Below are 23,246 nucleotides of genomic sequence, written 5' to 3'. Positions count from 1 at the left end.
TGCCTTCGAGCATGCTCGAAGTGGAAGAGTCTGACCATGGATTACACGAACCTTGGTCGTACCGGCCTCAAGGTGAGCCGGCTCTGCCTCGGCACCATGAACTTCGGCCCGAAGACGTCGGAAGAGGACAGCTTCGCGATCATGGATCGCGCGCTGGAGCACGGGGTCAACTTCTTCGACACCGCGAACGTGTACGGCCGGCGGCCCGGCGAGGGATACACCGAGCAGATCATCGGCCGCTGGTTCGCGCAGGGCGGTGGCCGGCGTGACAAGGTCGTGCTGGCCACCAAGGTGTACGGGAAGATGTCGGACTGGCCGGGCGACCAGGGGCTGTCCGCGCGGCACATCATCAAGGCCGCGGACGATTCCCTGCGTCGCATGCAGACCGACTGGATCGACCTGTACCAGATGCACCACGTGGAGCGGTCCACGCCGTGGGAAGAGATCTGGCAGGCGATGGAGACCCTGGTCGCGCAGGGCAAGGTGCGCTACGTCGGATCGTCCAACTTCGCCGGCTGGCACCTGGCTCAGGCTCAGGCCGCCGCGGCGTCCCGGCACTTCCTCGGCCTGGTCTCCGAGCAGTGCATCTACAACCTGTTCACCCGGCACGTCGAGCTGGAGCTGATCCCGGCCGCGATCGAGTACGGCATCGGCATCATCCCGTGGTCGCCGCTGCACGGCGGCCTGCTGTCCGGCGCGATCCGCAAGCAGCGTGAGGGCACCGCGTCCCGGTCGTCCGAGGGCGCCGCCAGCGAGGGGCTGGAGCAGCACCGGGAGACCATCGAGGCGTACGAGAAGCTGGCGGCCGAACTCGGCCACGATCCGTCCAACGTCGCGCTGGCCTGGCTGTTGTCCCGGCCCGGCGTGACCGCGCCGATCATCGGCCCGCGGACGATGGGGCAGCTCGACGGCGCCGTGGACGCCCTGTCGATCACGCTCGACGACGCGGCCCTCGGCCGGCTCGACGAGCTGTTCCCGCCGATCGGCAAGGGCGGTCCGGGTCCGGAGGCGTGGGCCTGGTAGGTCCGCTTTCCGCAGCCTGGGGCTGCCGGTGGGTGTCGGCCCGCCGGCAGCCCCGTTGCTGTCTGGGCCCCCCTGTCTGGGCGCCGCCGCCCGGGTGCCGCGCCGGGTGCCGCTATCCGGGCGCGGCGTCGACCGGCCCGGGATCAGCGGCCAGGCTCGCGGTGTGTACCGGCTCGTAGACCGGGTTCGGGCCGAGGTGGCTGCGGTACAGCACCAGGCCACCGATCGTCCACGATGGACCCCGGTACCCGGCCAGTGCGATCAGGTCGGCCGCGATCACCTCCCGGGGTATCCGGTCGCCAGGGCGGCCCAGGGTCAGGTGCGGGTGGTACCGCTTGTCGTCGTACGGCAGCCGTCCGCGCCGCAGTGCCCGGGTGGTGGCCCGGCGCAGCGGCCCGAGTTCGCCCTCGATACCGGCCCACACGATGGTGAACCGGCCGCGCCCGAACCGGCCACCGCCGGTCAGGCGTGCGGTGGGCTCCGCGGCTACCGGTTCCGGCCGGGTACGCATGCCGGACCGGCGGGTGGACACCGGCGACGGGCGCACCGCGGCGGCTGCCCGGTCGAGCGCGGTGACGGCGGCCGGCAGCAGATCCTCGGGTACCTCGCCGATAAACGCCAGCGTGACGTGCCACAGGTGGCGTGCGGTCACCCGTATCCCGGCCTGGACGAAGCCCAGCCCGGCGGTGAACTCGGCGAGATGGTCGAGCGCGGCGGGCGGTGGCTCGACCGCGATGAACAGGCGGTGGCCGGCCGCCCCGGTGCTGGTCAACGTCAACGCTGATCCTGGCTGCGCTGCGCGTTCACGCTCACCAGCGTCAGTCCGGCGTTCTGCAGTTCGCCCTCGATCCGCACCCGTTCGATATCCAGGTCGATGCCGGTGAGCTCGTCCAGGTGCTCGACGATTTCCAGCTCGTGGCAGGCCAGGCCGAGCCGCTGGTCGTAGGCGCGCTGGACGGCCGCGAACCAGACCGTCGACCGGGTCGCCACGCCGATGCGCTGTTGACCGAGCCTGCGCAGGTCAGCGGCGATCTGCTCGATCGGCGGCCCGACCGGGTCGGTGGTGACCGGGCGGTCCTTGATGCCGACATCGCGGGCAAATCGCCGCTCCGACCGTCGTCCGCGCAGGGCGCGAAGCCGACGACGCATTGCCCGCGCCGCTGTCTCAGCCGCGACGTCGGCGGTCACGATCATTGCCAACAGGCACGGCAGGCAGGCCAGCGCGAACAGCGTCAGCACAATCATGAGGTCGCGTAGGACCGCCACAATCTCTGAGGCTAGGCCGCCTCGGTACTGACCGCCACCGATTCTTGCCACGCAGTAAGTAACGACATCATTCCGTCACCTCGCGACCGGCAGCTCGCGACTACTGCGTCGCGTCGCGCAGCAGCGCCCGGAGCCCATCGATCAACCCCTGGTCACCGTCGGTCTCCACGTCGCCGTCGCCGCGCCGCCACAACCACAGCAGCAGCGGTACCGGATCGCCGCACACGCTCGCCTTGGCGTCGGCGCGCGGGGTGGCGATGTCGATCGCGGCACCGTCCGGAGTGGCCCGCACCAGCCAGCCGTACCCGTCGGTCGCGACGAGTACGGGCGGCTGGTCACGCGCGGGCAGGCTCGGCGCGAAGTCCTCCGTCCAGCGGTGCGACCCGTACGCCAGGAATCGCTCCAGCACCTCGTCGATCCCGTCGACGGCCAGCTCCTCCGGGATCTCCGAAGGCGAGCCGTCGACGGCCAGTTCGACGTCGACGCGGTGCATCACGGTCTCCTGCGCCATGCGGCGAATCCAGAAGCCGACAGTCTGCTCCGGCTCGTACCAAGTGGCCGCCAGAGCCCCCGGGTGGCGCTCGGCGAACTCCTTGGTCAGCGCCGCGTAGGACCGGTCGAACAGGTCGAGCGAATCCTCACCGGAGAGGTCCGGCGGCCACGGCTGGGGGAAGCGTTGCTGGCGCATGCACTCGGTCTTGTGTAGATACACCTCGCCGACGTGCCTGACCAGGTCATCGATGGTCCACTGTGGACAACTCGGAACCGGTGCGCTCCGGTCGCGGGTGGCGAGCTGCCGTAACCGGGTGGAATCTGCGGCCAGACACTCCAGCAGTTGCGGGGTCTCCATGCTCCTCACCCTGCCACGTCGGTGGGACATCAAGGTAGAGCCTCGGCACTGGTGCCAACCGCATCCTGATCCGGCCACCGCTCATCCGCAACCGGACCGCCAGCGCCGCGCCTCCGACCACCAGCGAAACCACTCCGCCCACCGAGATGCTGACCCGTGCCCCGAAGGTCTGTGTCACCCACCCGACCAGCGGCGCGCCCACCGGGTTCGTACCCATGAACACGAGCACGTACAACGCCATCACCCGGCCGCGCATCTCCGGATCCACGCCCATCTGCACCCGCTGGTTCGCCGCCTGCGACAGGTAGATCATGGCGAACCCGGTCGGGACCAGCACCGCGGCCGTGATGAGGTACGTCGGCATCAACCCGGCGGCCGTCTCCACCACCCCGAACGCGATGGCGCCGCCGAGCACCACCCAGACCGTCGGCCGGCCGCGCCGGCTGGAGCCGGTCAGCGCACCGATCAGCGCGCCGACCGCGATGGCCGTGGTGAGCAGCCCGAACGAGGCCGCGCCGCTGTGGAACACGCTCTTCGCCAGTACGGCGAGAGTCAGCTGGAAGTTGAACCCGGCCATGCCGATCACCAACATCAGCGCCAGCGGCAGGATCAGGTCGGGCCTGCGCCGCACGTACCGCAGCCCGTCGATGACCCGGGCGTCGGCCGCGGAGACTCTGCCCTTGGCCAGGCCGTTACGGTGCAGTTCGCTCGGCCGCATCAGGGTGATCATCAGCAGCGGACCCAGGTAGGACAGCGCGTTGATCACGAACGCCGAGCCGGTACCCAGCACCGCGATGGCCACGCCACCGAGCGCCGGGCCGATCACCCGCGCGGAGTTGAACGTCGCCGACGACAGCGCCAGCGCGTTGGGCAGCAGCGACCGCCCGACGAGTTCCGACGCGAACGACTGCCGGGTCGGGGTTTCGAAGGCGCTGACCGTTCCCCAGAGCAGCGCGAACACGAAGACACACCACAGCTGGACGGCGCCGCTGGTGACCAGTACGCCCATCAGCGCGGCGAGCACCAGCCAGGTGGAGTTCGCGATCAACAGCATGACCCGCTTGTCGAACCGGTCGGCGAGCTTGCCGGCGTACAGCGTGAGCAGCAGGATCGGGGTGAACTGGAAGGCCGTCACCACGCCGAGCGCGGAGGCCGAGTTGTGCGACAACTGCAGGACGAGCCAGTCCTGCGCGGTGATCTGCATCCAGCCGAAGATCAGTGAGATCAGCTGGCCGGTCGCGAAGAGTCGGTAGTTGCGGACTTGCAGGGACTGGAATGTGCTGCCCAAACGCGCTCGCACTCTGAGCGTTCGCCTCCTGAAGGTGTTCGGTCCGGTATGGACGGTCGAGATTCGGGCCGGTCTGGTTCGGCGCGGCTGTCGCCGCGCGACGACCCAGACCCGTCATTCAGTCGCCCTCGCGGGCGATCCGGCTCATGATCTCGGCGGCCTGGCACAGGATCTGCCGTTCCGCCGGGGTCAACCGGGTCAGCACCCGGGTTAGCCATTCGTCCTTCGCCCTCCGCTGCTCGACCACGATGTCGTGGCCGGCGGACGTTGCGGACAGCAGTACCTGCCGCCGGTCGGTCGGGTGCGGGGTGCGCTGGAGCAATCCGAGTTCCTCCAGCCGGGCCAGGACCTTGGTCATGGTCGGCGGCTGGACGCGCTCGGCGTCGGCGAGTTCCCGTGGGGTCAAGGCACCGCCCAGCTCGAGGCTGGTCAGCACGGAGATCTGGTTCTGCGTCAGCTCCCCGACCGGCCTTGCCTGGCGCTGCCTACGACCCAGGCGACTGATGGCGTCTCCCAGCATGGCCGCGAGGGCCGCCGGAGCAATCCGCTTGGACATGACCGCCATCCGTTCCGTCACGATGTTTAGCATAGCTAATAAGCATGGCTAACGACATGGGATTATGGGCGCACTCACACATTCACGACCGACGGTAGCGGTCGCCGGTGGCCCCGGACACAGCATCGGTACCGCAGCGCCGCAACCCGGTTCGTCCGGCACGCTTCGAGCCCTCCCAGCGGAAAGTGGGGCAGGCCACGTACGCTGCTGGCGTGGACGTGGAAAAGCCGACGGTGCAGCCGCTCGACCCGCCGATGATCCCGTTCGCGGTGATCGGTACCGCGATCTGGGTCGTACTCGGCCTGGTGCTGCTGCCCTTCCGCGGCTGGCTGCACGACCACGGGCACACCAACTGGCTGTGGACCTGCCTGGCCGGCGCGCTTCTGGGCATCATGCCCGGCCTGTACCTGATGATCCGTCACGACCGGCACCGCCAGGTGCGCCGGCTGCGGGCGCGCCAGGCCGAGACCCGGGTGGACGAGCAGTGATCCGGGCCTGAGGGTCTGGCGGATCGAACGTCTGAGGGCCGAAGGCCCGCGCCGGTCGGGTAGATCGAGAACCGGGAGCGGCTAGGAGACGTCGAGGCGTTCGGCGTCCAGGCCGGTCGGCACCGGGCCGTCTGCGACCGGATCCAGCTCACCGTCGTCGTACACGGTGGGCAGCTCCTCCACCTCGGGAGCCGGTTCGGCCAGCACCTCGGAGTGCGCACCACAGCCGTGATCCCAGCTGACCGCGCGCCCGTCATCGGGGGCGAACAGGTTGCCACAGACTCCGAACGCCTGCCGCAGCGAGCCGGCCAGCGGCAGGTAGAAACCGCAGGACACGCACCGCGCGGTGCGCGGCGCCGCGGTCGCGATGGGCGCCTCCGGCCCGTGATCGCCGTCATACCAGCGCTGGGCCGTGTCCGACCGGCCCTCCCGGGTCATCACCCGGGGCCGGCCCAGCCCCAGCTCCCAGGCGACCTCCTCGACCGCCGGGTCGTCCGACATCAGGTATCCGGGCATCAGCCGGTCGTCGTCCGGCGGGGTGGGCATCAGATCGCCCACGCCGAGGTCCCCGGGGCGTACCCGCTCCTCCCAGGGCACCCACTGCGGCGCGACCAGCGCGTCCGGACCGGGCAGCAGCACGATCTCGTTGACCGTCACCTGGCGGCTGCGCGGAACCCGGGTCAGGGTGACCGCCCAGCGCCAGCCCCGGTATCCGGGCAGCAGGCAGGCGAAGAAGTGCGTGACCAGCCTCTCACCCTCGGACACCACCTGGAGGTGGTCGCCCACGGCGCCGCCCTCGGTGTCGGCGCCCGCGAGTGGCAGGCCGCCCTCCTCGATCGCCGCCTCGACAACCGCCGCGCGGGCCAACTCCACCGCGTCGGCGAGAACCTGGTCGACTCTGCTCCTGGTACCCGAGGTCACATCAACATTCTTGCTCATGGCCGGTGGGCAATGCCCGAGGGGAGGGGCAAATGTCGCGGCGATGGGTCAACATGGTCACATGCCGTCGCTGGGAAAGACCGTCGGGTACGGGGTGCGCAACGCACGCAGGTCCGCGCGTGGCGCAACCCGGGTCGGGCGCTGGGTGAACAGGCGGGTGCAGGTCATCCGCCATTCTGGCGGCGGTGGCGAGATCGGGATGATCAGGCTGCTGGACCTGCACGCCGCCTCGTACGCCGGCGACACCCTGATCACCATGGGTCTCGCCGGGACTGTGTTCTTCAGCGCGGCCGGCGACGCGGCCCGCAAGAACGTCGCCCTGTACCTGTTCGTCACCATGCTGCCGTTCGCGCTGGTGGCTCCGGTGGTCGGGCCGGTGCTCGACCGGTTCCGGCACGGCCGGCGCTACGCGCTCGCCGCGACCATGCTCGGCCGGGCGTTCCTCGCCTGGTTGATCTCCGACTACATCCACGGGATCGGGCTCTACCCGGCCACCATCGGCGTGCTGCTGCTGTCCCGGGCGTACGGCGTGGCACGCAGCGCCGCCGTCCCGCGCCTGCTGCCGCCGTCCATGGGGTTGTCCGAGGCGGCCGCCCGGGCCTCGCTGTTCGGCACGATCGCCGGCGCCGTGGTGGCCCCGCTGGGCGCGGCGGCCTACTGGTTCGGGCCGCAGTGGCCGCTGCGCGTGTCGTCGGTGATCTTCCTTGCCGGCATGGTGTTCGCCCTGAAGCTGCCGCCGCGCGCCGACTCGGAGCCACCGGAGACGGTACCGGCGATCTTCAATCGGGGCACCAAGGTACTGAACGGCAGACTCATCGTCGCGGTGCTGTCCGGCGGCGCGGTGCTGCGGGCACTGTTCGGCTTCCTGACCTTGTTCCTGGCGTTCGCGGTGCGGTCCCACCACATACCGGCGACGTTGCTCGGTCACAAGTTGGCCGGTGCCGCCGCGCTCGGCGTGGTCGCCGGCGGGCTGGGCGTCGGCTCGTTCCTGGCCACCGCGATCGGTACCCGGCTGCGCATCCGCCGGCCGGTGCTGCTCCAGGCCACGGTGACCGTGCTCACCGCCGCGGCCGGACTGTTCGCGGCGGTCCACTTCAACCTCCTGACCGTCGCGTTGTTCACTCTGGTCGCCTCGGCCGCCACCGGCCTGGCGAAGCTTGCCGTTGACGCGACGATTCAGGAACGGGTGCCGGAGCGGGTACGGGCGACGGGCTTCGGCCGGTCCGAGACGGTCTTCATGATCGCTTGGGTCTTCGGCGGCGCGCTCGGCCTGATCCCGTTCGGTGGCCAGACCGGCATCGCGATCGTGGCGGTCATCATGACGCTGGCCGCCGCGGCCGCTGTCATCCGGGTCGGCATGCTGCGCAAGGAGAAGCTGCACGGGGCGGTGCAGCACGACCACGACGGGCAGGCGTCCCGCGGCCAGGACGCGACCATCGATCTGGATGCGGACACCGAGCCGGTGCCGGCCCGCACCGACCGGCCCCGGTGGCGCCGGATGCGCTCGGCGAAGGCCGAAAGGATCCGCCGGGCGCACGACGCCGCCGGTCCTCCCACCGGCTCCGGTGCCGCGGCTTCCGGTCCCGCCAAATCCGGTACTGGGGCCTTCGGTGCCGCGGCGGACGGCTCAGCCGGGCCGGGGAGCGCCTCGTCGCCTGCCGGCGGCCAGGACCGCACGGAACCGGTACCGAAATCGACTCGGGTACTGCCCCGGGACGACGAGACGGAGCCGGGCTACCACCTCTACCGGCCGTCCGGCCTGCCGCCTGCCCAGGAGGAAGACTGATGCCGGCAGGCGCGGGTCGGCTGCTCGTGGTCACCGCGGTCGACGCCGAGCGCGACGCGGTCGTCGCCGGAGCCGGTGAGCTGGTCGACGTCGCGGTGATCGGCGTCGGTCCCGCCTCGGCGGCGGCGGCCACGGCACGCCTGCTGGCCACCACGGACACCCGGTACCGGGCGGTGATCTCGGCGGGGATCGGCGGCGGGTTCTCCGAGCACGTCGGCGTCGGCGGCCTCGCCCTGGCGACCCGCAGCATCGCGGCCGACCTGGGCGCCGAGTCGCCCGAGCGCTTCCTGCCGCTGGACGAACTGGGGTTCGGAACCGTCCGGTACGAGGCGGACGCCGACCTGATGCGCCGGCTGACCGACGCGCTGCCGGACGCGGCCGCCGGGACGGTACTGACCGTCTCCACCACGACCGGCACCGCGGCCGGTACCGCGGCGCTGCGCGACCGGTACCCGGACGCGGTCGCCGAGGGCATGGAGGGCTTCGGTGTGGCCACCGCCGCCGCGCAGGCCGGCGTGCCGTTCGGCGAGCTGCGGGCCATCTCCAACGCTGTCGGGCCGCGCGACCGGGCTGGCTGGCGGATCGGTGACGCGTTGGCGGCGCTGACCCGCGCCTCGGCGGCGCTGGGTAAGTTGGAGGCGTGACGCTTCGCCTCGCCTTCTCGCCCTGCCCCAATGACACGTTCATCTTCCACGCGCTGGTCCACGGCCTCGTGGAGGGCGCTCCACCGGTCGACGTGACGTACGCCGACGTGGACGTCACGAACACCGCGGCCGAGCGGGGCGAGTTCGACATCGTGAAGGTCAGCTACGCGGCGCTGCCGTGGCTGCTGGACAAGTACGAGCTGCTGCCCACCGGCGGTGCGCTCGGCCGGGGTTGCGGGCCGCTGGTCCTGTCCAACGGGCGCGGCGTCGAGGGCGGAACCGTCGCCGTACCGGGCGAGCGGACCACCGCTTACCTGCTGTTCCGGCTGTGGTCCGCGAAGAACCCGCCGGCCAGGATCGAGGTCGTACCGTTCCACCAGATCATGCCGGGCGTCGCCGAAGGTCGGTACGACGCCGGACTGGTCATCCACGAGGCGCGGTTCACCTACCAGCGGTACGGGCTGACCTGCCTGGCCGACCTCGGCGAGTGGTGGGAGGGCGACACCGGGCTGCCGATCCCGCTCGGCGCGATCCTCGCGAAGCGGGGCAGCGTGGATCCCGCCGAGGCGACCCGCTGGCTGCGCGACTCGGTACGTCACGCCTGGGCATTTCCGGCCGCCAGCCACGACTACGTGCTCGCCCACGCGCAGGAGATGGAGCCGGACGTGGTCGCCCAGCACATCGGGCTCTACGTCAACGAGTTCAGCGAGGACCTCGGCGAGGAGGGGTACGCGGCGATCCGAACCCTCCTCAACCGGGCCACGAACGAAGGGCTGGTCCCGCCCTCAGATCTCTAGCTCGCGAGCCACCGCGTGGATCGCCTCGGCGATCGGCTTCGCGGTGCGCTTGTCGGGGTACCGGCCACGGCGGAGGTCCGGAAGAACCTTCGCCTCCAGCACCTTGATCATGTCTTCGATGAGGCCGTGCAGTTCCTCGGCCGGGCGGCGGCGCAGCTCGGCGACCGACGGCGGCGCGTCCAGCAGCTTGACCGCCAGGGCCTGATTGCCCTTGCGGCTCTCCACCACACCGAAGTCGACCCGCTGGCCGGGCTTGAGGTCGGCCACGCCGTCGGGCAGCGCCGCCTTGTGCACGAAGACGTCGCCGCCGTCGTCACGGGTGAGGAAGCCGAATCCCTTGTCCGTGTCGTACCACTTGACTCGCCCCGTCGGCACAGCAACCTCATCTTTCCCATGTGTCCGGCCGCGCCTGCCCGCGGTCCGTACACCAGGCTAGCTATCCGAAACTTATGGCCCAACCCGAATGTCGGCCAGACAATTCGCGAACAGGGTCAGATCGGGCAAAACAGCACGTGCCCCAGCCGCGGCGAGTTCGCCGGCCGAGCAGGGACCGGTGCTGACCCCGATGCCCGGCACACCAGCCGCGACAGCGGCCGCCATGTCCGCGACATGGTCGCCGACGTAGCCGACCGCCTTTGCCGCCCGGAGCGCCTGCGCTTTGCCGTCCTTCCAGACCAGGCCCTCGACCTCGTCGACCGGCAGGTCGACGTGCTTCAGGTGGAGCCGGGCCAGATCGCCGCGCTTAGCTGTGATCACGATCACACGTCCCCCGGCGTCGTGCACCGCGGCGACCGCCTCGGCGGCTCCGGGCAGCAGGCGGGTCGGCGCGATCGCGTACCGCGGGTACAGCTCCCGGTACCGCGTCACCATGTCCGCTACCTGGTCGGGCGGGAACCAGTGAGCCAGTTCCTGCTCCAGAGGTGGCCCAAGCCGGCTGACGACAAGGTCGATGTCGATCGCGACGCCGGTGACCTCGCACAGGGCCTGGTAGGTCGCGCCAATTCCCGGCCTCGAGTCGATCAAGGTCATGTCGAGATCGAAGCCGACGGTGAACGTCACCTCGACCGGATGCCCGAGCGGCCGCGTCGGCCGGCGGTCACGGGTGGACCGACGTCTCGTCGTCCTCGCTCGGGTGCACGTAGGTGATCCGCTCGTGCGGCAACGGCAGGCGTTGATCGTCGCCGAACGGCGACGCGGCGCCCGGCCGGTCGTAGGCGAACTCGCTGACCGGCAGCCGGCCGTACGCGACCACGGGTGGACGGCTCGGCGTCATCTCGGCCCGCTTTTCGGTGTCGCCCGCGATGCGGTTCGACTTCTCCAACGGCTCCGCCACTGGTGATCCTCCTGATCAACTGGCTTCCTGATCAGTGTCCCACAGTCATCCGGCCCACCCACGGGCCGGGAGGAGCCGGGCGGGCTCGGCCTTGGGTAGCGTGGAGGGACGATGCCCACACTCGCCGACCACCTGCGCGCCCTGCCCGACGACGGGCTGGCCGCACTGCTGCGGCTGCGCCCGGACCTGGTGGTACCGGTACCCGGCGACCTGTCCGCGCTGGCCGCCCGCGCCCAGTCCCGGGTGTCGGTCGCCCGCGCCCTGGATCCGCTCGACCGGTTCACCCTGGAGATCCTCGACGCCCTGCGGCTGACCCGCGCCGACGCGGAATCCGGCAGCGACGGACAGACCAGCATCGACGCCGTCCTGGCCCTGGTCGCCGCCGGGCGCACCCCGCCCGAGCCGGACCGCGTGCGCGCCGCCATCGACCGGTTGCGCGCGCTGTTCCTGGTGTACGGGCCGACCCACGCCCTGCACGTCGCGGCCGGCGTCGACGAGGTCACCCCGGCATACCCGGCCGGGCTGGGCCGCCCCGCCGCCGCGCTGGACGCCGAGGCGGCGGCTCTGTGCGCCGACGCGCCCGGCCTGCGCCGCACCGTACTGGCCGCGCCGCCCGCCGCCCGGGCGGTACTCGACCGGTTGGCAGCCGGCCCGCCGCTCGGCGCCGCCTCGGCCAACGCGGTCGAGGATCCGGACAGCCCGGTCGGCTGGCTCGTTTCCCGGCATCTGCTGGTACCGGTGACCGGAGTGGGCGGCCCCGCCGGTCCGGGTGGATCGGTCGAACTCCCCCGCGAGGTCGGCCTGCTCCTGCGCCGCGACGTCGGCCCGCTCGGTCCGCTGCACCCGGACCCGCCTGCCCCGCACCCGTCCGCCCCACGGGCCGCCACCCAGTCAGCCAAGATCGTTGACTCGGCCGGAGCCGGCCAGGTGATGGCGGTGGTCCGCAACGTCGAGGACCTGCTCGACGCGCTGGCCGCCGAACCGGCACCGGTGCTGAAATCGGGCGGCCTGGGCATCCGCGACGTACGCCGGCTCGCCAAGGCAGTGGGGATCGACGAGGGTGTCACCGCCCCGCTGCTGGAGACGGCCGCCGCGGCAGGGCTCATCGGCGAGACCGAGCCGGACACCGGCGCGGAACCCCGGTTCCTGCCCACTCCCGGGTACGACCACTGGCGCAACCTGCCGATCGCCACGCGCTGGGTACAGCTCATCCAGGCGTGGCTGGCGATGACCCGGCAGCCCGGCCTGGCCGGGCGGCGTGACGAGCGGGACAGGCTCATCAGCGTTCTGGCGCCCGAGCTGGAGCGGCTCGGGGCGCCGGCGCTGCGCAGCGCCGCGATGGGCGTGTTGTCCGATGCCGAGCCGGGTGCGGCGCTGGACGCCGATCAGATACTCGACGTGCTCGGCTGGCGGGCGCCGCGCCGGTTCGCCGGCCCGGCCGGGGCCCGGCCGGGTGGCCCGATCGGTGCGGTCGGCGCGGATGATCGCCGGCCGGCGGGACAGCCGCCGTCGCCGGCCCGGGACGCGGTCGGCTGGGCACTGGCCGAGGCGGCGCAGCTCGGGCTGACCGGGATGGGGGCGTTGACCGGGTACGGCCGGCTGCTCCTGGCCGACCTGTCCGATGCGGGGGGCCGCGACCCGGACGAGGATCCCCTCGGCCTCAGCGGATCGGGGGCACCGCTGTCCGCCGCGGTCGCCGTGCTCGACGGGCTCCTGCCGGCACCGGTGGACCACGTCCTGCTGCAGGCCGACCTGACCGCCGTGCTGCCCGGGCCGGCCGAACCGGAGTTGGCCGCCGAACTGGCGCTGATCGGGGAGCCGGAGTCTACGAACGTCCTGCGGATCACCGCCGACTCGGTACGCCGGGCGCTGGACGCCGGATACTCGGCGGCCGAGCTGCACGCGCTGTTCGCCCGCCGGTCGCGTACCCCGGTGCCGCAGGGGTTGACCTACCTCATCGACGATGTCGCCCGCCGCCACGGCGGACTGCGGGTCGGTTCGGCCGGCGGGTACCTGCGCAGCGACGACGAGGCGCTGCTCGTCGAGCTGATGGCCGACCGCCGGCTGTCCCACCTCCAGCTGCGCCGGTTGGCGCCGACCGTGCTGACCACCCCGTACTCCTCCGCACGCCTGCTCGCCGGGCTGCGCGAGGCCGGATACTCACCGGTACCCGAGGACGCCAGCGGCGCCGCCGTGCTGGTTCGGCCGAAATCCCTGCGCGCACCATCGCGGCGCTCCCCCGTGACGGTGCGCACCGCCGGTGACGGGGCGGTCCGGCTGTCCACACCGAGGCTGGCCGCCATCGTCGAGCAGTTGCGCCGGGCGGATACCGCTGTCCGCACCGCCCGCCGGCCCCCGGCGAGCCTGCGCGCCGAGCGGACCGGCACCGCGACTCCGGCACAGGCCCACATTCAGGCCATGGCGGTGCTGCAACAGGCAGTCCGGGACAAACAACGCGTCTGGGTCGGATACGTCGACGCGCACGGCGGCACGGCCGCCCGGCTGGTCCGGCCGGTCTCGGTCTCTGCCGGGTACCTGCGCGCGGAGGACGACCGCACCGAGACGCTGCACACGTTCGCGTTGCACCGCATCACCGCGGCCGTGGTCGAGGAGTAGTCCGACTCGCCCGCCGCGTCGCCAACCGTCGGCTCCGTCCGTGGTCGCGGGGCGGGAGTCGGGTGCGGCCTGGGCGACGCGTCCGCCCCCGTTGCCGCGAGTGACGGACAGTTCGCCCGCCCGGGACCGCCGCGGCCCGGACGCATACGCCCCGGCGCAACCCGGACCGGCGGCCCATTGCCGGCCCAAATTAATAGACGCCGTTGCTTGTGGCGAGGTTGCACGCTCAACCCAACTTTCTTCAATTCCCGGAGAGCAAGTTGCGTCGGGGCCGGTGACCAGCGCCACTGTCCGGCGTGCTGTCGTTGCCGCGTGGGAGACTGGAGGTTCCCGTGCCCCGCCGCGTTGGAGGTGCTCCACCCGTGTCCACCGGCCCGCTGATCGTGCAGTCCGACAAGACGCTCCTGCTGGAGGTCGATCACCCGGACGCGCTCGCCTGCCGGATGGCGATCGCTCCGTTCGCCGAGTTGGAGCGCTCGCCGGAGCACGTGCACACCTACCGGCTCACCCCGCTCGGACTGTGGAACGCCCGCGCCGCCGGGCACGACGCCGAGGCCGTCGTCGATGCGCTGCTGCGATTCTCCCGGTACCCGGTTCCGCACGCGCTGCTGGTTGACGTCGCCGAGACGATGGACCGGTACGGCCGGCTGCAACTGGCCAACGATCCCGCGCACGGTCTGGTGCTACGCGCGCTGGACCGGGCGGTACTCATCGAGGTCGCCAAGTCCAAGAAGCTCGCCGGCATGTTCGGCGCCAAGGTCGACGAGGACACCATCGCGGTGCACCCGTCCGAGCGGGGACGGCTCAAGCAGGCCCTGCTGAAGCTTGGCTGGCCGGCCGAGGACCTCGCCGGGTACGTCGATGGCGAGAAGCACCCGATCTCGCTGCACGAGGACGGTTGGACCCTCCGCTCGTACCAGCGCGAGGCCGTGCAGCAGTTCTGGGCCGGCGGTTCCGGCGTGGTGGTCCTTCCCTGCGGCGCCGGCAAGACACTGGTCGGCGCGGCGGCGATGGCGGAGGCGTCGGCGACCACGCTGATCCTGGTCACCAACACGGTCGCCGGCCGGCAGTGGAAGCGGGAGCTGATCGCCCGGACGTCACTGACCGAGGAGGAGATCGGCGAGTACTCGGGCGAACGCAAGGAGATCAGGCCGGTCACCATCGCCACGTACCAGGTGCTGACCACCCGCCGCGGCGGCGCGTTCCCGCACCTGGACGTGTTCGGCGCCCGCGACTGGGGTCTGGTCGTCTACGACGAGGTGCACCTGCTCCCGGCGCCGATCTTCCGGTTCACCGCCGACCTCCAGGCACGCCGACGGCTCGGCCTGACCGCCACCCTGGTGCGCGAGGACGGCCGGGAGGGCGACGTGTTCTCGCTGATCGGCCCGAAGCGCTATGACGCGCCCTGGAAGGACATCGAGTCGCAGGGCTGGATCGCGCCGGCGACCTGCACCGAGGTGCGGGTGACGCTGACCGACGAGGAGCGGATGGGGTACGCGACGGCGGAGCCCGAGGAGCGCTACCGGGTGGCCGCGACGGCCCGGACCAAGCTGCCGGTCGTCCGGGCGCTGGTCGAGCGGCACAAGGACGACCAGGTACTGGTGATCGGCGGGTACATCGATCAGCTGCACGCGCTGTCGGAGTACCTGGACGCGCCGGTGGTGCAGGGATCGACCACGAACAAGGAGCGGGAGCGGCTGTTCGACGCGTTCCGGTCGGGCGAGATCGCGACTCTGGTCATCTCGCGGGTGGGCAACTTCTCGATCGACCTGCCGGAGGCGGCGGTGGCGATCCAGGTGTCCGGGACGTTCGGCTCCCGGCAGGAGGAGGCTCAGCGGCTGGGCCGGGTACTGCGACCCAAGGCGGACGGCCGCCAGGCGCACTTCTACACGGTGGTCGCCCGGGACACGATCGACACGGAGTACGCGGCGCACCGGCAGCGGTTCCTGGCAGAGCAGGGCTACGCCTACACGATCGTGGACGCGGACGACGTGCTGTCGGCGTAGCGCGGGGCCGATAGTCGTGGAGACACGGCGCCGGAGCCGGTTTCTGACGCGCCGAACGGCATCGTGCTGGAGCGACCTGGGTACTGGAACTGAGGCACCATGAACCTCATGCGCGACTGGCTGCGCCTGATGCCGGACGCCGATGCCGGCGCCGCCGAGTCCGCCGGGCGGGACCTCCTCGACCGGTGGGGCGAGCCACACCGCCGGTACCACAACGTGGACCACCTGTCCGCGACACTGTCCACATTGGACGACCTGGGCGCGTCGCCGGCCGCTCGGCTCGCCGCCTGGTACCACGACGCCGTCTACGATCCGCAGCGACCGGACAACGAGGAGCGCTCAGCCGTCCTCGCCGCGCGGATGCTTCCCGGGCTGGGGCTGGCCGAACAGGTGCCCGAGGTGGTCCGGCTGATCCGGCTCACCGCCGGTCACGATCCAGCGCCCGACGACCGGGACGGCATCGCGCTGTGCGATGCCGATCTGGCGGTACTCGCATGGCCACGGCACGAGTACGACGGGTACGCCGGGGCGATCCGGGCTGAGTACGCGCACGTTCCCGACGAGGCGTACCGGGCCGGGCGGGCCGGTGTCCTGCGCGGACTGCTCGGGCTACCCGCGCTGTACCGGACTCCGGAGCTGCACGCATGCTGGGAGGAGCCGGCGCGGGCAAACCTGCGCCGGGAACTGGCCACGCTGGCGGACCGGCCCTCGGCCTGACGCGAGACTCGTGCGACGGCCCACGGCGTCGGGCCGCTTTCGCGGATCAGCCGGCCCGGCGGCCGTTGTGCTTGCGGCGGCGCAGGCCACCCGTGTACAGCCGAGCCACGATCTCCCGCCCGCTGACCGGCAACGCGCCCAGCCAGACCGCCACCGTCACGAGCGACTCGGGGATGTCGTAATGGTCGCGCTCGAACCCCTGCCGGGGCGCGCCGAGCAACTCCGCGAACGCGTGCAGCTCTTCGTAGGACACGTCGCTGATCAGGTGAGCCCACAGCCGCCCCGCGGCCCGGCCGCGTCCCGGCCAGACGGCTCGGTCGATGTACAGCACGGCCGCTCAGCCTAACGAGCCGACGAGGGACACGACTTCCTCGGCGCAGCCGTAGGCCAGCGTGACGCCGGCTCCGCCGTGCCCGTAGCAGTGCACCACGGGGCAGCCACCGCCGGGCGTCTCGGCCGCCAGGCGTACGGCGGGGCGCGCCGGTCGCAACCCGACACGGTGGGCCAGTACCGTGGCCCCGGCGACGGCCGGTACCAGCTCGGCGCACCGCCGCACGATGGACCGGGCGGTCGCCGGTACCGGGACGATGCCGTCCTCGCCCTCCTGAGCGGTGCCGCCCAGGACCACGGTGTCCTCCCGCGGTACGACGTAGGTCAGCTGCTCCTCGTCTGCCTGGTCGAGCAGCCACTCGGTCAGGCCGAACTGCGCCACCACGACGACCTGGCCGCGTACCGGGGTGACTTCGGCGTCCGGTACGAGCGCCCCGGCGCCCAGGCCGGCACAGTTGACCACGACGTCGGCCGACCCGGCCAGGTCGCCGAGTGCGTCGACCCGCCCGGGCTCGATCGTCACGCCGGCATCGACCAGCCGGTCCACCAGCCAGGCGAGGTGCAGCGGCATGTCCACCACGGGTACGGTCAGCGCGAATCCGTCCACATAGGACGGCGGCAGCTCGGCGGGCGGTACCCGCTCCAGCTCCGGTACCGCCTCGATCCACCACGGGTCCGCGGCCGGTTTCCGGAACAGCTCCCGCCCCCGGCGCAGCCGTACCCCGTTGCCCGGCTGGTCGGCCAGCCCTGTCAGCGCCTGGTACGTGCGCGCGGACCACCGGGTGACCTGCTCCCTGGGATAGGCCCGGTACGGGTACCAGAGCGCCGCCGCCACCGCCGATGTGCTCTCCGCCGGCGGCTTCTCGGCGACGATGCGTACCCGGTGCCCTGCCTGCGCCAGTTGCCAGCCACAGTTCAGGCCGATCACGCCGGCACCCACCACAGTCACTCGCACGGGTCCCATCATGCCCGGACGGTGGCGACGGTTGCCCGGACGGGTGCGGGGCCGATCGGCGCGGGCTCAGGCGCCGGGTACTGACTCCGACCAGTCTGGCTCGGTGCGTCTGGCGCCGCGCGACGACCCAGACCAGTCGCGAAGCCCGCCGCGCACCTCCGGGGCGCCGAGCCGGGCCGCGTCGGCGGTCAGGTCGTCCGGCATCCGCTGCGACTCGCGCTCCGCCGCCACCCGGGCGAGGTAGTGCTGCACCTCGCGATCCCGGACCTCGTCGTCCCAGCCGAGAACGGTGCCCATCAGCCGGGCGGTGTGCGCCGAGCTGTCCACGCCGCGGTGGGTGGTCTCGATGGAGATGCGGGTGCGCCGGGTCAGGACGTCTTCCAGGTGCAGCGCCCCCTCGTGCGAGGCGGCGTAGGCGATCTCGGCGGCGAGGTATTCCGGGGCACCGTGAACCGGCTGTCCCAGCGCGGGATCCGCGTCGATCAGCGCCAGCAGTTCCAGGGAGAGCGACCCGTACCGCTCCAGCAGGTGCTCCACGGCACCGACGGACAGCCCGTGCCGGCGTGCCACATCCGCCCGCCGATTCCACAGTGGACCGTACCCGTCGGCGCCGAGGAGCGGCAGCTGGTCGGTGTGGGACTGCGGCACGTCCGGGCCGAGCCGCCGGGCGGCACGGTCGATCACGTCGGCGGCCATCACCCGGTATGTCGTGTATTTCCCGCCGGCCACCAGCATCAGCCCCAGCATCGGCTCGACGACCGCGTGCTCCCGGGACAGCTTCGAAGTCTGTTCGTCCTCGCCGGACAGCAGCGGGCGCAGGCCGGCGTAGACCCCCTCGATGTCCGATGTGGACAGTGGTCGGTCGAGCCAGTGGTTGACCTGGTTGAGCAGGTACGCGATGTCTCGGGCGGAGGCGGCCGGGTGGGCGCGGTCGAGCTGCCAGTCGGTGTCGGTGGTACCGATGATCCAGTGGCCGCCCCAGGGCAGGACGAACAGCACCGAAGTGGCGGTACGCAGGATCAGGCCGGCGTCGCCGGAGATCGCGGAGCGCGGTACCACCAGATGCACGCCCTTGGACGCGCGGACCCGCAGGCCCGGCCGCACGTCGCCGAGCAGCGCGGAGATGTCGTCGCTCCACACCCCGGTCGCGGCGACCACGGTGCGCGCCGCGATCTCGAACTCCTGGCCGGTCTCCTCGTCGCGGGCCCGCACACCGGTCACCTCGCGGGCGTCCCGGACCAGGTCGACCACGCGGACGCTGGGCACGATCGCGGCGCCGAGGCTGGCCGCGGTGCGGGCCATGGTGGTCACATACCGGGCGTCGTCGACCTGGCCGTCGTAGTACCGGATGGCGCCGGCGAGCACGTCCTCCCGCAGGGACGGGAACAGCCGGCGGGCCATGGTCTTGGACAGGTGGCGGTGCATCGGCATGCCCCGGCCGACAGACCTGCCCACCACACCCGCGAACGCGTCGTAGAGGGCCACGCCGGCGCCGTAGTACGTCCGGTGCCAGGCGCGTTCGGCCGAACCCAGCGGCCCCGGGGAGGCGGTCAGCGGGACCAGGATGGGCAGCGGCCGGACCAGGTGCGGGGCCAGCCTGGTGGCCAGCAGGCCGCGCTCCCGCAGCGCCTCGTGGACCAGGCCGAACTCCAGCTGTTCGAGGTAGCGCAGGCCACCGTGGATCAGTTTGCTGGACCGGCTGGACGTGCCGGAGGCCAGGTCGCGCGCCTCCACGAGGGCGACCGACAGGCCCCGGGCGGCGGCGTCCAGCGCGGCGCCGACGCCGGTGACCCCGCCTCCGATGATCAGCACGTCATACCGCCGGTCGCGCAGCCGTTCGAGGTCGCTCGCCCGGCGGGCCGGCGACAGCTGGCCCGCGGCGAATCGGGAGATCATCGGATCACGACGCATGGGTCAACGGTAACCAGAAGCCCGTACCGTGCGGGTGTGAGTCAGTTCGCAGGATCTGCCGCGGGCGGCCCGGACGAGCCGGACGGATCGGCCGAGCCGGGACCAGCCGCCCGTTCCGCACCGACCGGGCCGGATGTCGCGGCCGTGCTCGCCGCCGTCCTGGTGGCCGGCTGGGCGCTCGTGGCGACGGCCGTGCTTCAGGCGGGGGCGTGGCTGGGCGGGCAGGTCCTGATCGTCGAGGAGCGCCCGGTGCCGTGGTGGGCCTGGCCGGCCGTCGGGTGGCTCAACGCCCTCGTGGTGGTGGTGCCCGCGGTACTGCTGGCGACCCTGACGCGCCCGGCCAGCCCGGCGCGGGCGGCCGTGCGGTCGGCCGGCCGGCTGTGGACCGCCGGTGCGGTGCTGCTCGGCGTACTCGGCTCGCTGCGGGCCGTACCGCTGGCACACAACACGCTGTACCTGCTGCTGCTCACCCTCGTCGGCCTCGCGGCCCGGCTGGCCATCGCGTCCTACCGGCCGGCTCTGCCCCGGGGTCGCGCCGGGCTGCCCGGTCTCGCTGCGGGACTGGCCTGCCTGGTTCCCTGGCTGTGGCTGGGTGCGCTGGGCGGGGCCCTGGAGACGCTGTTCGCGCTGACCGCCTCGGCGGCGCTGGGGTTACTGGCGGCGACTGCGCTCGACGCGCCGTTCTGGCTGGACTTCACCGGTTCCCGGCGCCGGCTGGTCCTGCTCGGCGGGCTCGTCGCCGGGGTCTTCCTCGCGCTGGTCGCCGCCGGGACCGGTGCGGTCGGCATCCAACTGGGCGAACTCGCGGTCTTGCCGCCGCTCGGGTTCGCGGCCGCCGCGCTGGCTCGCGGCCCGTTCCCGGGGCGCGCGCTGCCGCCGTCCGGGGTCGCGGCGCCGGCACGGGGCCCGCTCCTGGGACGCGCGCGCCGCCAGTTGGCCGGGGCCGGGGGCGGCCAGCCGGCGATCGCGGCGCTGGTCGCCCTCGCCGCGCTCGGGCCGCTGGCTTTCGTCGAGCCGGTCCAGACCGAACTGATCATCAACTACGGCGCGCGGGACGTCGGGTTCTGGGGGCTGCTCGCGGCCGGGTGTGCGCTGGCGATCGGACTGCTCTGCGGCGCCGGACTGTTCATCGCCCGCCGGCCGAACGGGCGCCGTCGTCCGCGGATCGGTTCCGCGTCCGGCTCGAGCAGCCCGCGCCGGCCCGGGCGCCGCTGGGTGGCCGCGTCTGCCGTGGTGGCGGTCGCCGCGACCGGGCTGGTCGGGTACGCCACCATCGGGTCGCCGGGGCTGCACGGCGATCGGCTGTTCGTGGTCATGCGTACCCAGGCCGACCTGAGTGACCTGTCCGGTATCGCCGACCCGGGCGCCCGCCGGACCGAGGTGTACCGGCGGCTGGTGGACACCGCGAACCGTACGCAGGCCGGACTGCGTCACGACCTCGCCCGGGCGCACCTGCCGTTCACGCCGTACTACTTGGTGAACGGGATCGAGGTGGACGGCGGGCCGGCCGCGCGGGCGTGGTTGTCCACCCGGTCGGACGTGGGCCGCGTGCTGCTCTCCCCGCACCTGCGTCCGGTACCCGGCCGGGGCGCACCGTTCGCACCGGACGCACCGGCGCCCGACGGTCCACAGTGGAACATCACGATGGTCGAGGCGGACCGGGTGTGGGCCACCGGGGACACCGGCAAGGGCGTCGTGATCGGCACCTCGGACACCGGCGTCGACTCCACGGTACCGGCGCTGGCCGGCTCGTTCCGGGGTGGCGACGACTCGTGGTACGACCCGTGGAACGGCACCCGTACCCCGACCGACCACAATGGACACGGTACGCACACGATCGCGTCGGCACTGGGCCGCGGCGGTGTCGGGGTGGCGCCCGGCGCGCAGTGGATCGGCTGCGTGAACCTGGACCGCGATCTGGGCAACCCCGCCGACTACCTGGCCTGCCTCCAGTTCATGCTGGCGCCGTTCCGGCACGGCGGGGACCCGCTGCGGGACGGGAACCCGGCGCGCGGTGCGAACGTGCTCACCAACTCCTGGGGGTGCACCGGCGAGGAGGGATGCGACCGGGGCGCACTGCTGCCGGCGATCGACGCGCTGACGGCCGCCGGGGTGTTCGTCGTCGCCTCTTCGGGCAACACCGGCCCGCGCTGCAGTTCGATCACCGACCCACCGGCGCCGTACGCCGACACGTTCACGGTCGGAGCGGTGGACAGCACCGGTACCGTGGCGGACTTCTCCAGCCGGGGCCCGGTGCCCGGGGCGGCGAAGCCGGACATCCTGGCACCCGGCGCCAAGGTGGTGTCGGCCGTACCCGGCGGCGGGTACGCGGAGATGTCCGGCACCTCGATGGCCTCGCCGCACGTTGCCGGGGTAGTGGCGCTCGTCTGGGCCGCCAACCCGCGGCTCGTGGGTGACATCGCCGGTACCGCGCGGATCCTGAGGCAGACGGCGACCGGGGCGTCCGGCGACGGCTGCGGAGACCGGGCCGGGATCGTGGACGCCTACGCGGCGGTGGGTTCGGCGAGAGGATCGGCGTAGCGGGCAGTCTCGCGGATCACCCGCATCGCGTTGTGCCAGGTGAGCTTCGCCAGGTCGGCATCCGACCAGCCGCGCCCGGACAGCTCTTCCAGCAGGTTCGGGTAGCCGGAGACGTCGGCGAGCCCGTCCGGCGTCGCGGCGATGCCGTCGAAGTCACCGCCGAGCCCGACGCAGTCCACACCGGCGACTTCCCGGATGTGCTCGACGTGGTCGGCGACGTCGGCCACCGTACAGGGCGGGCGGGGATGCGCGCGGATCCAGGCGGCCAGCTCGTCCCTCCACTGTGGAGAATCGTCCGGCATCGTGATGGTGGCTTCGAAGGCACCCTGTTCGGCCATCCACTCGCGGCAGTCGTCGGTGAGGAAGCCGGGCACGAAGGCCACCATCACGATGCCCGCGCTCTCGCCGACCCGCTCGAGCACGGAGTCCGGCACGTTGCGCGTGTGATCGCAGAGCGCGCGGGCCGACGAGTGCGAAAAGAACGGCGGTGCCACCGACGTGTCGAGCACGGCCTCCATTGTGGACACAGCGACGTGCGACAGGTCGACGAGCATGCCGAGCCGGTTGCACTCCCGCACCACCTCGTACCCGAACGGTCCCAGCCCGCCGACCCGTGGGGCGTCCGTCGCGCTGTCCGCCCACGCGGTGTTGAGGCTGTGCGTCAGCGTCAGGTACATGGCGCCCCGGTCGAACAGCATCCGGAGGTTGTCCAGCGAATCGTTGATGCAGTGGCCGCCCTCGACGCCGATGAGCGCCGCGATCCGGCCCGACTCCCGGACGGCCTCGATCTCGTCGGCGGTGCGGGCGAGCGCCATCCGGTCGGAGTAGCGCTCGGCGAGCCGGTGTACGAAGTCGATCTGTTCCAGGGTGGCCGCCACGGCTTCCTCGCCGGGCAGGCGTACCGACACGTACACCGACCAGAACTGCGCCCCGACCCCGCCGGCCCGCAGCCGTACCAGGTCGGTGTGCAGCCCGCTGCCGCTCTGGTCGACGCCGACGTCCAACCGGTCCAGGTCGTAGCGCACCCGTCCGCGCATCTCCCATGGAAGATCGTTATGCCCGTCGATCACCGGTGCGGAGGCCAGCAGCGGACGGAACCGCTCGGTAACCATGGTGGCACGGTACCCAAGGGACGCCCTCGGTAACCCCGGCCACTCGGACGGCTAAGGGACGCCAATGCGACGGCCACCCGTTCAGGCG

The 23,246-nt window shown here is 72.2% G+C and carries 22 protein-coding genes; 9 read left to right on the top strand and 13 right to left on the bottom strand.

Annotation, left to right across the window (positions count from 1 at the left end; translation table 11 throughout):
• Positions 1-36 precede the first annotated feature (36 nt).
• Complete coding sequence (locus tag Raf01_RS28720) at positions 37-1,023, top strand: aldo/keto reductase (RefSeq protein ID WP_203921159.1); 987 nt, start codon at positions 37-39, stop codon at positions 1,021-1,023.
• A gap of 112 nt (positions 1,024-1,135) precedes the next feature.
• Here Raf01_RS28720 and Raf01_RS28715 read toward each other — a convergent pair whose 3' ends face one another.
• From Raf01_RS28715 to Raf01_RS28695, 5 genes are all read right to left on the bottom strand, one after another.
• Complete coding sequence (locus tag Raf01_RS28715) at positions 1,136-1,801, bottom strand: 2'-5' RNA ligase family protein (protein ID WP_239133999.1); 666 nt, start codon at positions 1,799-1,801, stop codon at positions 1,136-1,138.
• Positions 1,798-2,262, bottom strand: coding sequence for a hypothetical protein (locus tag Raf01_RS28710; protein ID WP_239133998.1), 465 nt, complete (start codon positions 2,260-2,262; stop codon positions 1,798-1,800). Before Raf01_RS28710 ends, Raf01_RS28715 begins: the two co-directional genes overlap by 4 nt.
• Before the next feature lie 127 nt (positions 2,263-2,389).
• Positions 2,390-3,139 carry a maleylpyruvate isomerase family mycothiol-dependent enzyme gene (locus Raf01_RS28705; protein ID WP_203921158.1) on the bottom strand — a complete coding sequence of 250 codons (750 nt, stop codon included), beginning with the start codon at positions 3,137-3,139 and terminating at the stop codon, positions 2,390-2,392.
• Positions 3,024-4,439, bottom strand: a complete 1,416-nt coding sequence (locus Raf01_RS28700) for an MFS transporter (RefSeq protein WP_203921157.1) — start codon at positions 4,437-4,439, stop codon at positions 3,024-3,026. The genes Raf01_RS28705 and Raf01_RS28700 overlap by 116 nt, the downstream gene beginning before the upstream one ends.
• Before the next feature lie 106 nt (positions 4,440-4,545).
• On the bottom strand, positions 4,546-5,004 hold the full coding sequence (locus Raf01_RS28695; RefSeq protein WP_203921156.1) for a MarR family winged helix-turn-helix transcriptional regulator: 459 nt from the start codon (positions 5,002-5,004) through the stop codon (positions 4,546-4,548).
• Between the two features lie 233 nt (positions 5,005-5,237).
• Here Raf01_RS28695 and Raf01_RS28690 point away from each other — a divergent pair, with 233 nt between their 5' ends.
• Complete coding sequence (locus Raf01_RS28690; RefSeq protein WP_203921254.1) at positions 5,238-5,471, top strand: DUF2530 domain-containing protein; 234 nt, start codon at positions 5,238-5,240, stop codon at positions 5,469-5,471.
• A gap of 81 nt (positions 5,472-5,552) precedes the next feature.
• On the opposite strand, the gene Raf01_RS28685 is transcribed toward Raf01_RS28690, so the two are convergent.
• Entirely contained in the window at positions 5,553-6,410 is an 858-nt protein-coding gene (locus tag Raf01_RS28685) for a DUF3027 domain-containing protein (protein WP_203921155.1), read from the bottom strand.
• A 61-nt stretch (positions 6,411-6,471) separates the two neighbouring features.
• Here Raf01_RS28685 and Raf01_RS28680 point away from each other — a divergent pair, with 61 nt between their 5' ends.
• The 3 genes from Raf01_RS28680 to Raf01_RS28670 are packed head-to-tail and all read left to right on the top strand — an operon-like array spanning position 6,472 to position 9,637.
• On the top strand, positions 6,472-8,196 hold the full coding sequence (locus Raf01_RS28680) for an MFS transporter (protein WP_203921154.1): 1,725 nt from the start codon (positions 6,472-6,474) through the stop codon (positions 8,194-8,196).
• A complete protein-coding gene (locus Raf01_RS28675) occupies positions 8,196-8,840 on the top strand; it encodes a futalosine hydrolase (RefSeq protein ID WP_203921153.1) in 645 nt (214 codons plus the stop codon). The genes Raf01_RS28680 and Raf01_RS28675 overlap by 1 nt, the downstream gene beginning before the upstream one ends.
• Positions 8,837-9,637, top strand: a complete 801-nt coding sequence (locus tag Raf01_RS28670; protein WP_203921152.1) for a 1,4-dihydroxy-6-naphtoate synthase — start codon at positions 8,837-8,839, stop codon at positions 9,635-9,637. The genes Raf01_RS28675 and Raf01_RS28670 overlap by 4 nt, the downstream gene beginning before the upstream one ends.
• On the opposite strand, the gene Raf01_RS50625 is transcribed toward Raf01_RS28670, so the two are convergent.
• From Raf01_RS50625 to Raf01_RS28655, 3 genes are all read right to left on the bottom strand, one after another.
• Complete coding sequence (locus Raf01_RS50625; protein WP_203921151.1) at positions 9,626-10,012, bottom strand: cold-shock protein; 387 nt, start codon at positions 10,010-10,012, stop codon at positions 9,626-9,628. The two genes, Raf01_RS28670 and Raf01_RS50625, sit on opposite strands and share 12 nt — an antisense overlap.
• Positions 10,013-10,084: 72 nt before the next feature.
• Positions 10,085-10,696, bottom strand: coding sequence for an HAD family hydrolase (locus tag Raf01_RS28660; RefSeq protein ID WP_275413072.1), 612 nt, complete (start codon positions 10,694-10,696; stop codon positions 10,085-10,087).
• A 37-nt stretch (positions 10,697-10,733) separates the two neighbouring features.
• Positions 10,734-10,970 (bottom strand): hypothetical protein, encoded by a 237-nt coding sequence (locus Raf01_RS28655; protein WP_203921269.1) that lies wholly within the window; start codon positions 10,968-10,970, stop codon positions 10,734-10,736.
• Positions 10,971-11,081: 111 nt separating this feature from the next.
• Between Raf01_RS28655 and Raf01_RS28650 the strand changes: the two genes are divergently transcribed.
• From Raf01_RS28650 to Raf01_RS28640, 3 genes are all read left to right on the top strand, one after another.
• Positions 11,082-13,586, top strand: a complete 2,505-nt coding sequence (locus Raf01_RS28650) for a helicase-associated domain-containing protein (protein ID WP_203921149.1) — start codon at positions 11,082-11,084, stop codon at positions 13,584-13,586.
• A gap of 362 nt (positions 13,587-13,948) precedes the next feature.
• On the top strand, positions 13,949-15,592 hold the full coding sequence (locus Raf01_RS28645) for a DNA repair helicase XPB (RefSeq protein WP_203921148.1): 1,644 nt from the start codon (positions 13,949-13,951) through the stop codon (positions 15,590-15,592).
• A 108-nt stretch (positions 15,593-15,700) separates the two neighbouring features.
• On the top strand, positions 15,701-16,309 hold the full coding sequence (locus Raf01_RS28640; protein ID WP_239133997.1) for an HD domain-containing protein: 609 nt from the start codon (positions 15,701-15,703) through the stop codon (positions 16,307-16,309).
• Positions 16,310-16,355: 46 nt separating this feature from the next.
• Here the strand turns inward: Raf01_RS28640 and Raf01_RS28635 are convergent, their stop codons facing one another.
• From Raf01_RS28635 to Raf01_RS28625, 3 genes are all read right to left on the bottom strand, one after another.
• Positions 16,356-16,640, bottom strand: coding sequence for a DUF4031 domain-containing protein (locus Raf01_RS28635; protein ID WP_203921146.1), 285 nt, complete (start codon positions 16,638-16,640; stop codon positions 16,356-16,358).
• A gap of 6 nt (positions 16,641-16,646) precedes the next feature.
• Positions 16,647-17,594: an FAD-dependent oxidoreductase gene (locus tag Raf01_RS28630; protein ID WP_203921145.1), complete on the bottom strand. Its 948-nt coding sequence runs from the start codon at positions 17,592-17,594 to the stop codon at positions 16,647-16,649.
• 66 nt (positions 17,595-17,660) lie between these two features.
• The gene (locus Raf01_RS28625) at positions 17,661-19,505 is read right to left on the bottom strand and encodes a glycerol-3-phosphate dehydrogenase/oxidase (RefSeq protein ID WP_203921144.1); all 1,845 of its coding nucleotides are present in this window, start codon (positions 19,503-19,505) and stop codon (positions 17,661-17,663) included.
• Between the two features lie 36 nt (positions 19,506-19,541).
• Between Raf01_RS28625 and Raf01_RS28620 the strand changes: the two genes are divergently transcribed.
• Positions 19,542-22,046: a S8 family serine peptidase gene (locus Raf01_RS28620; protein WP_203921143.1), complete on the top strand. Its 2,505-nt coding sequence runs from the start codon at positions 19,542-19,544 to the stop codon at positions 22,044-22,046.
• Here Raf01_RS28620 and Raf01_RS28615 read toward each other — a convergent pair.
• Entirely contained in the window at positions 22,010-23,158 is a 1,149-nt protein-coding gene (locus tag Raf01_RS28615) for a dipeptidase (RefSeq protein WP_203921142.1), read from the bottom strand. The genes Raf01_RS28620 and Raf01_RS28615 overlap by 37 nt on opposite strands.
• Positions 23,159-23,246: the final 88 nt, after the last annotated feature.

It is taken from the genome of Rugosimonospora africana, assembly GCF_016862975.1.
In the GTDB taxonomy this organism is placed as follows: domain Bacteria; phylum Actinomycetota; class Actinomycetes; order Mycobacteriales; family Micromonosporaceae; genus Rugosimonospora; species Rugosimonospora africana.
The sequence above is the reverse complement of the archived record's forward strand: the minus strand, read 5'-3'. Positions and strand labels throughout refer to the sequence as shown.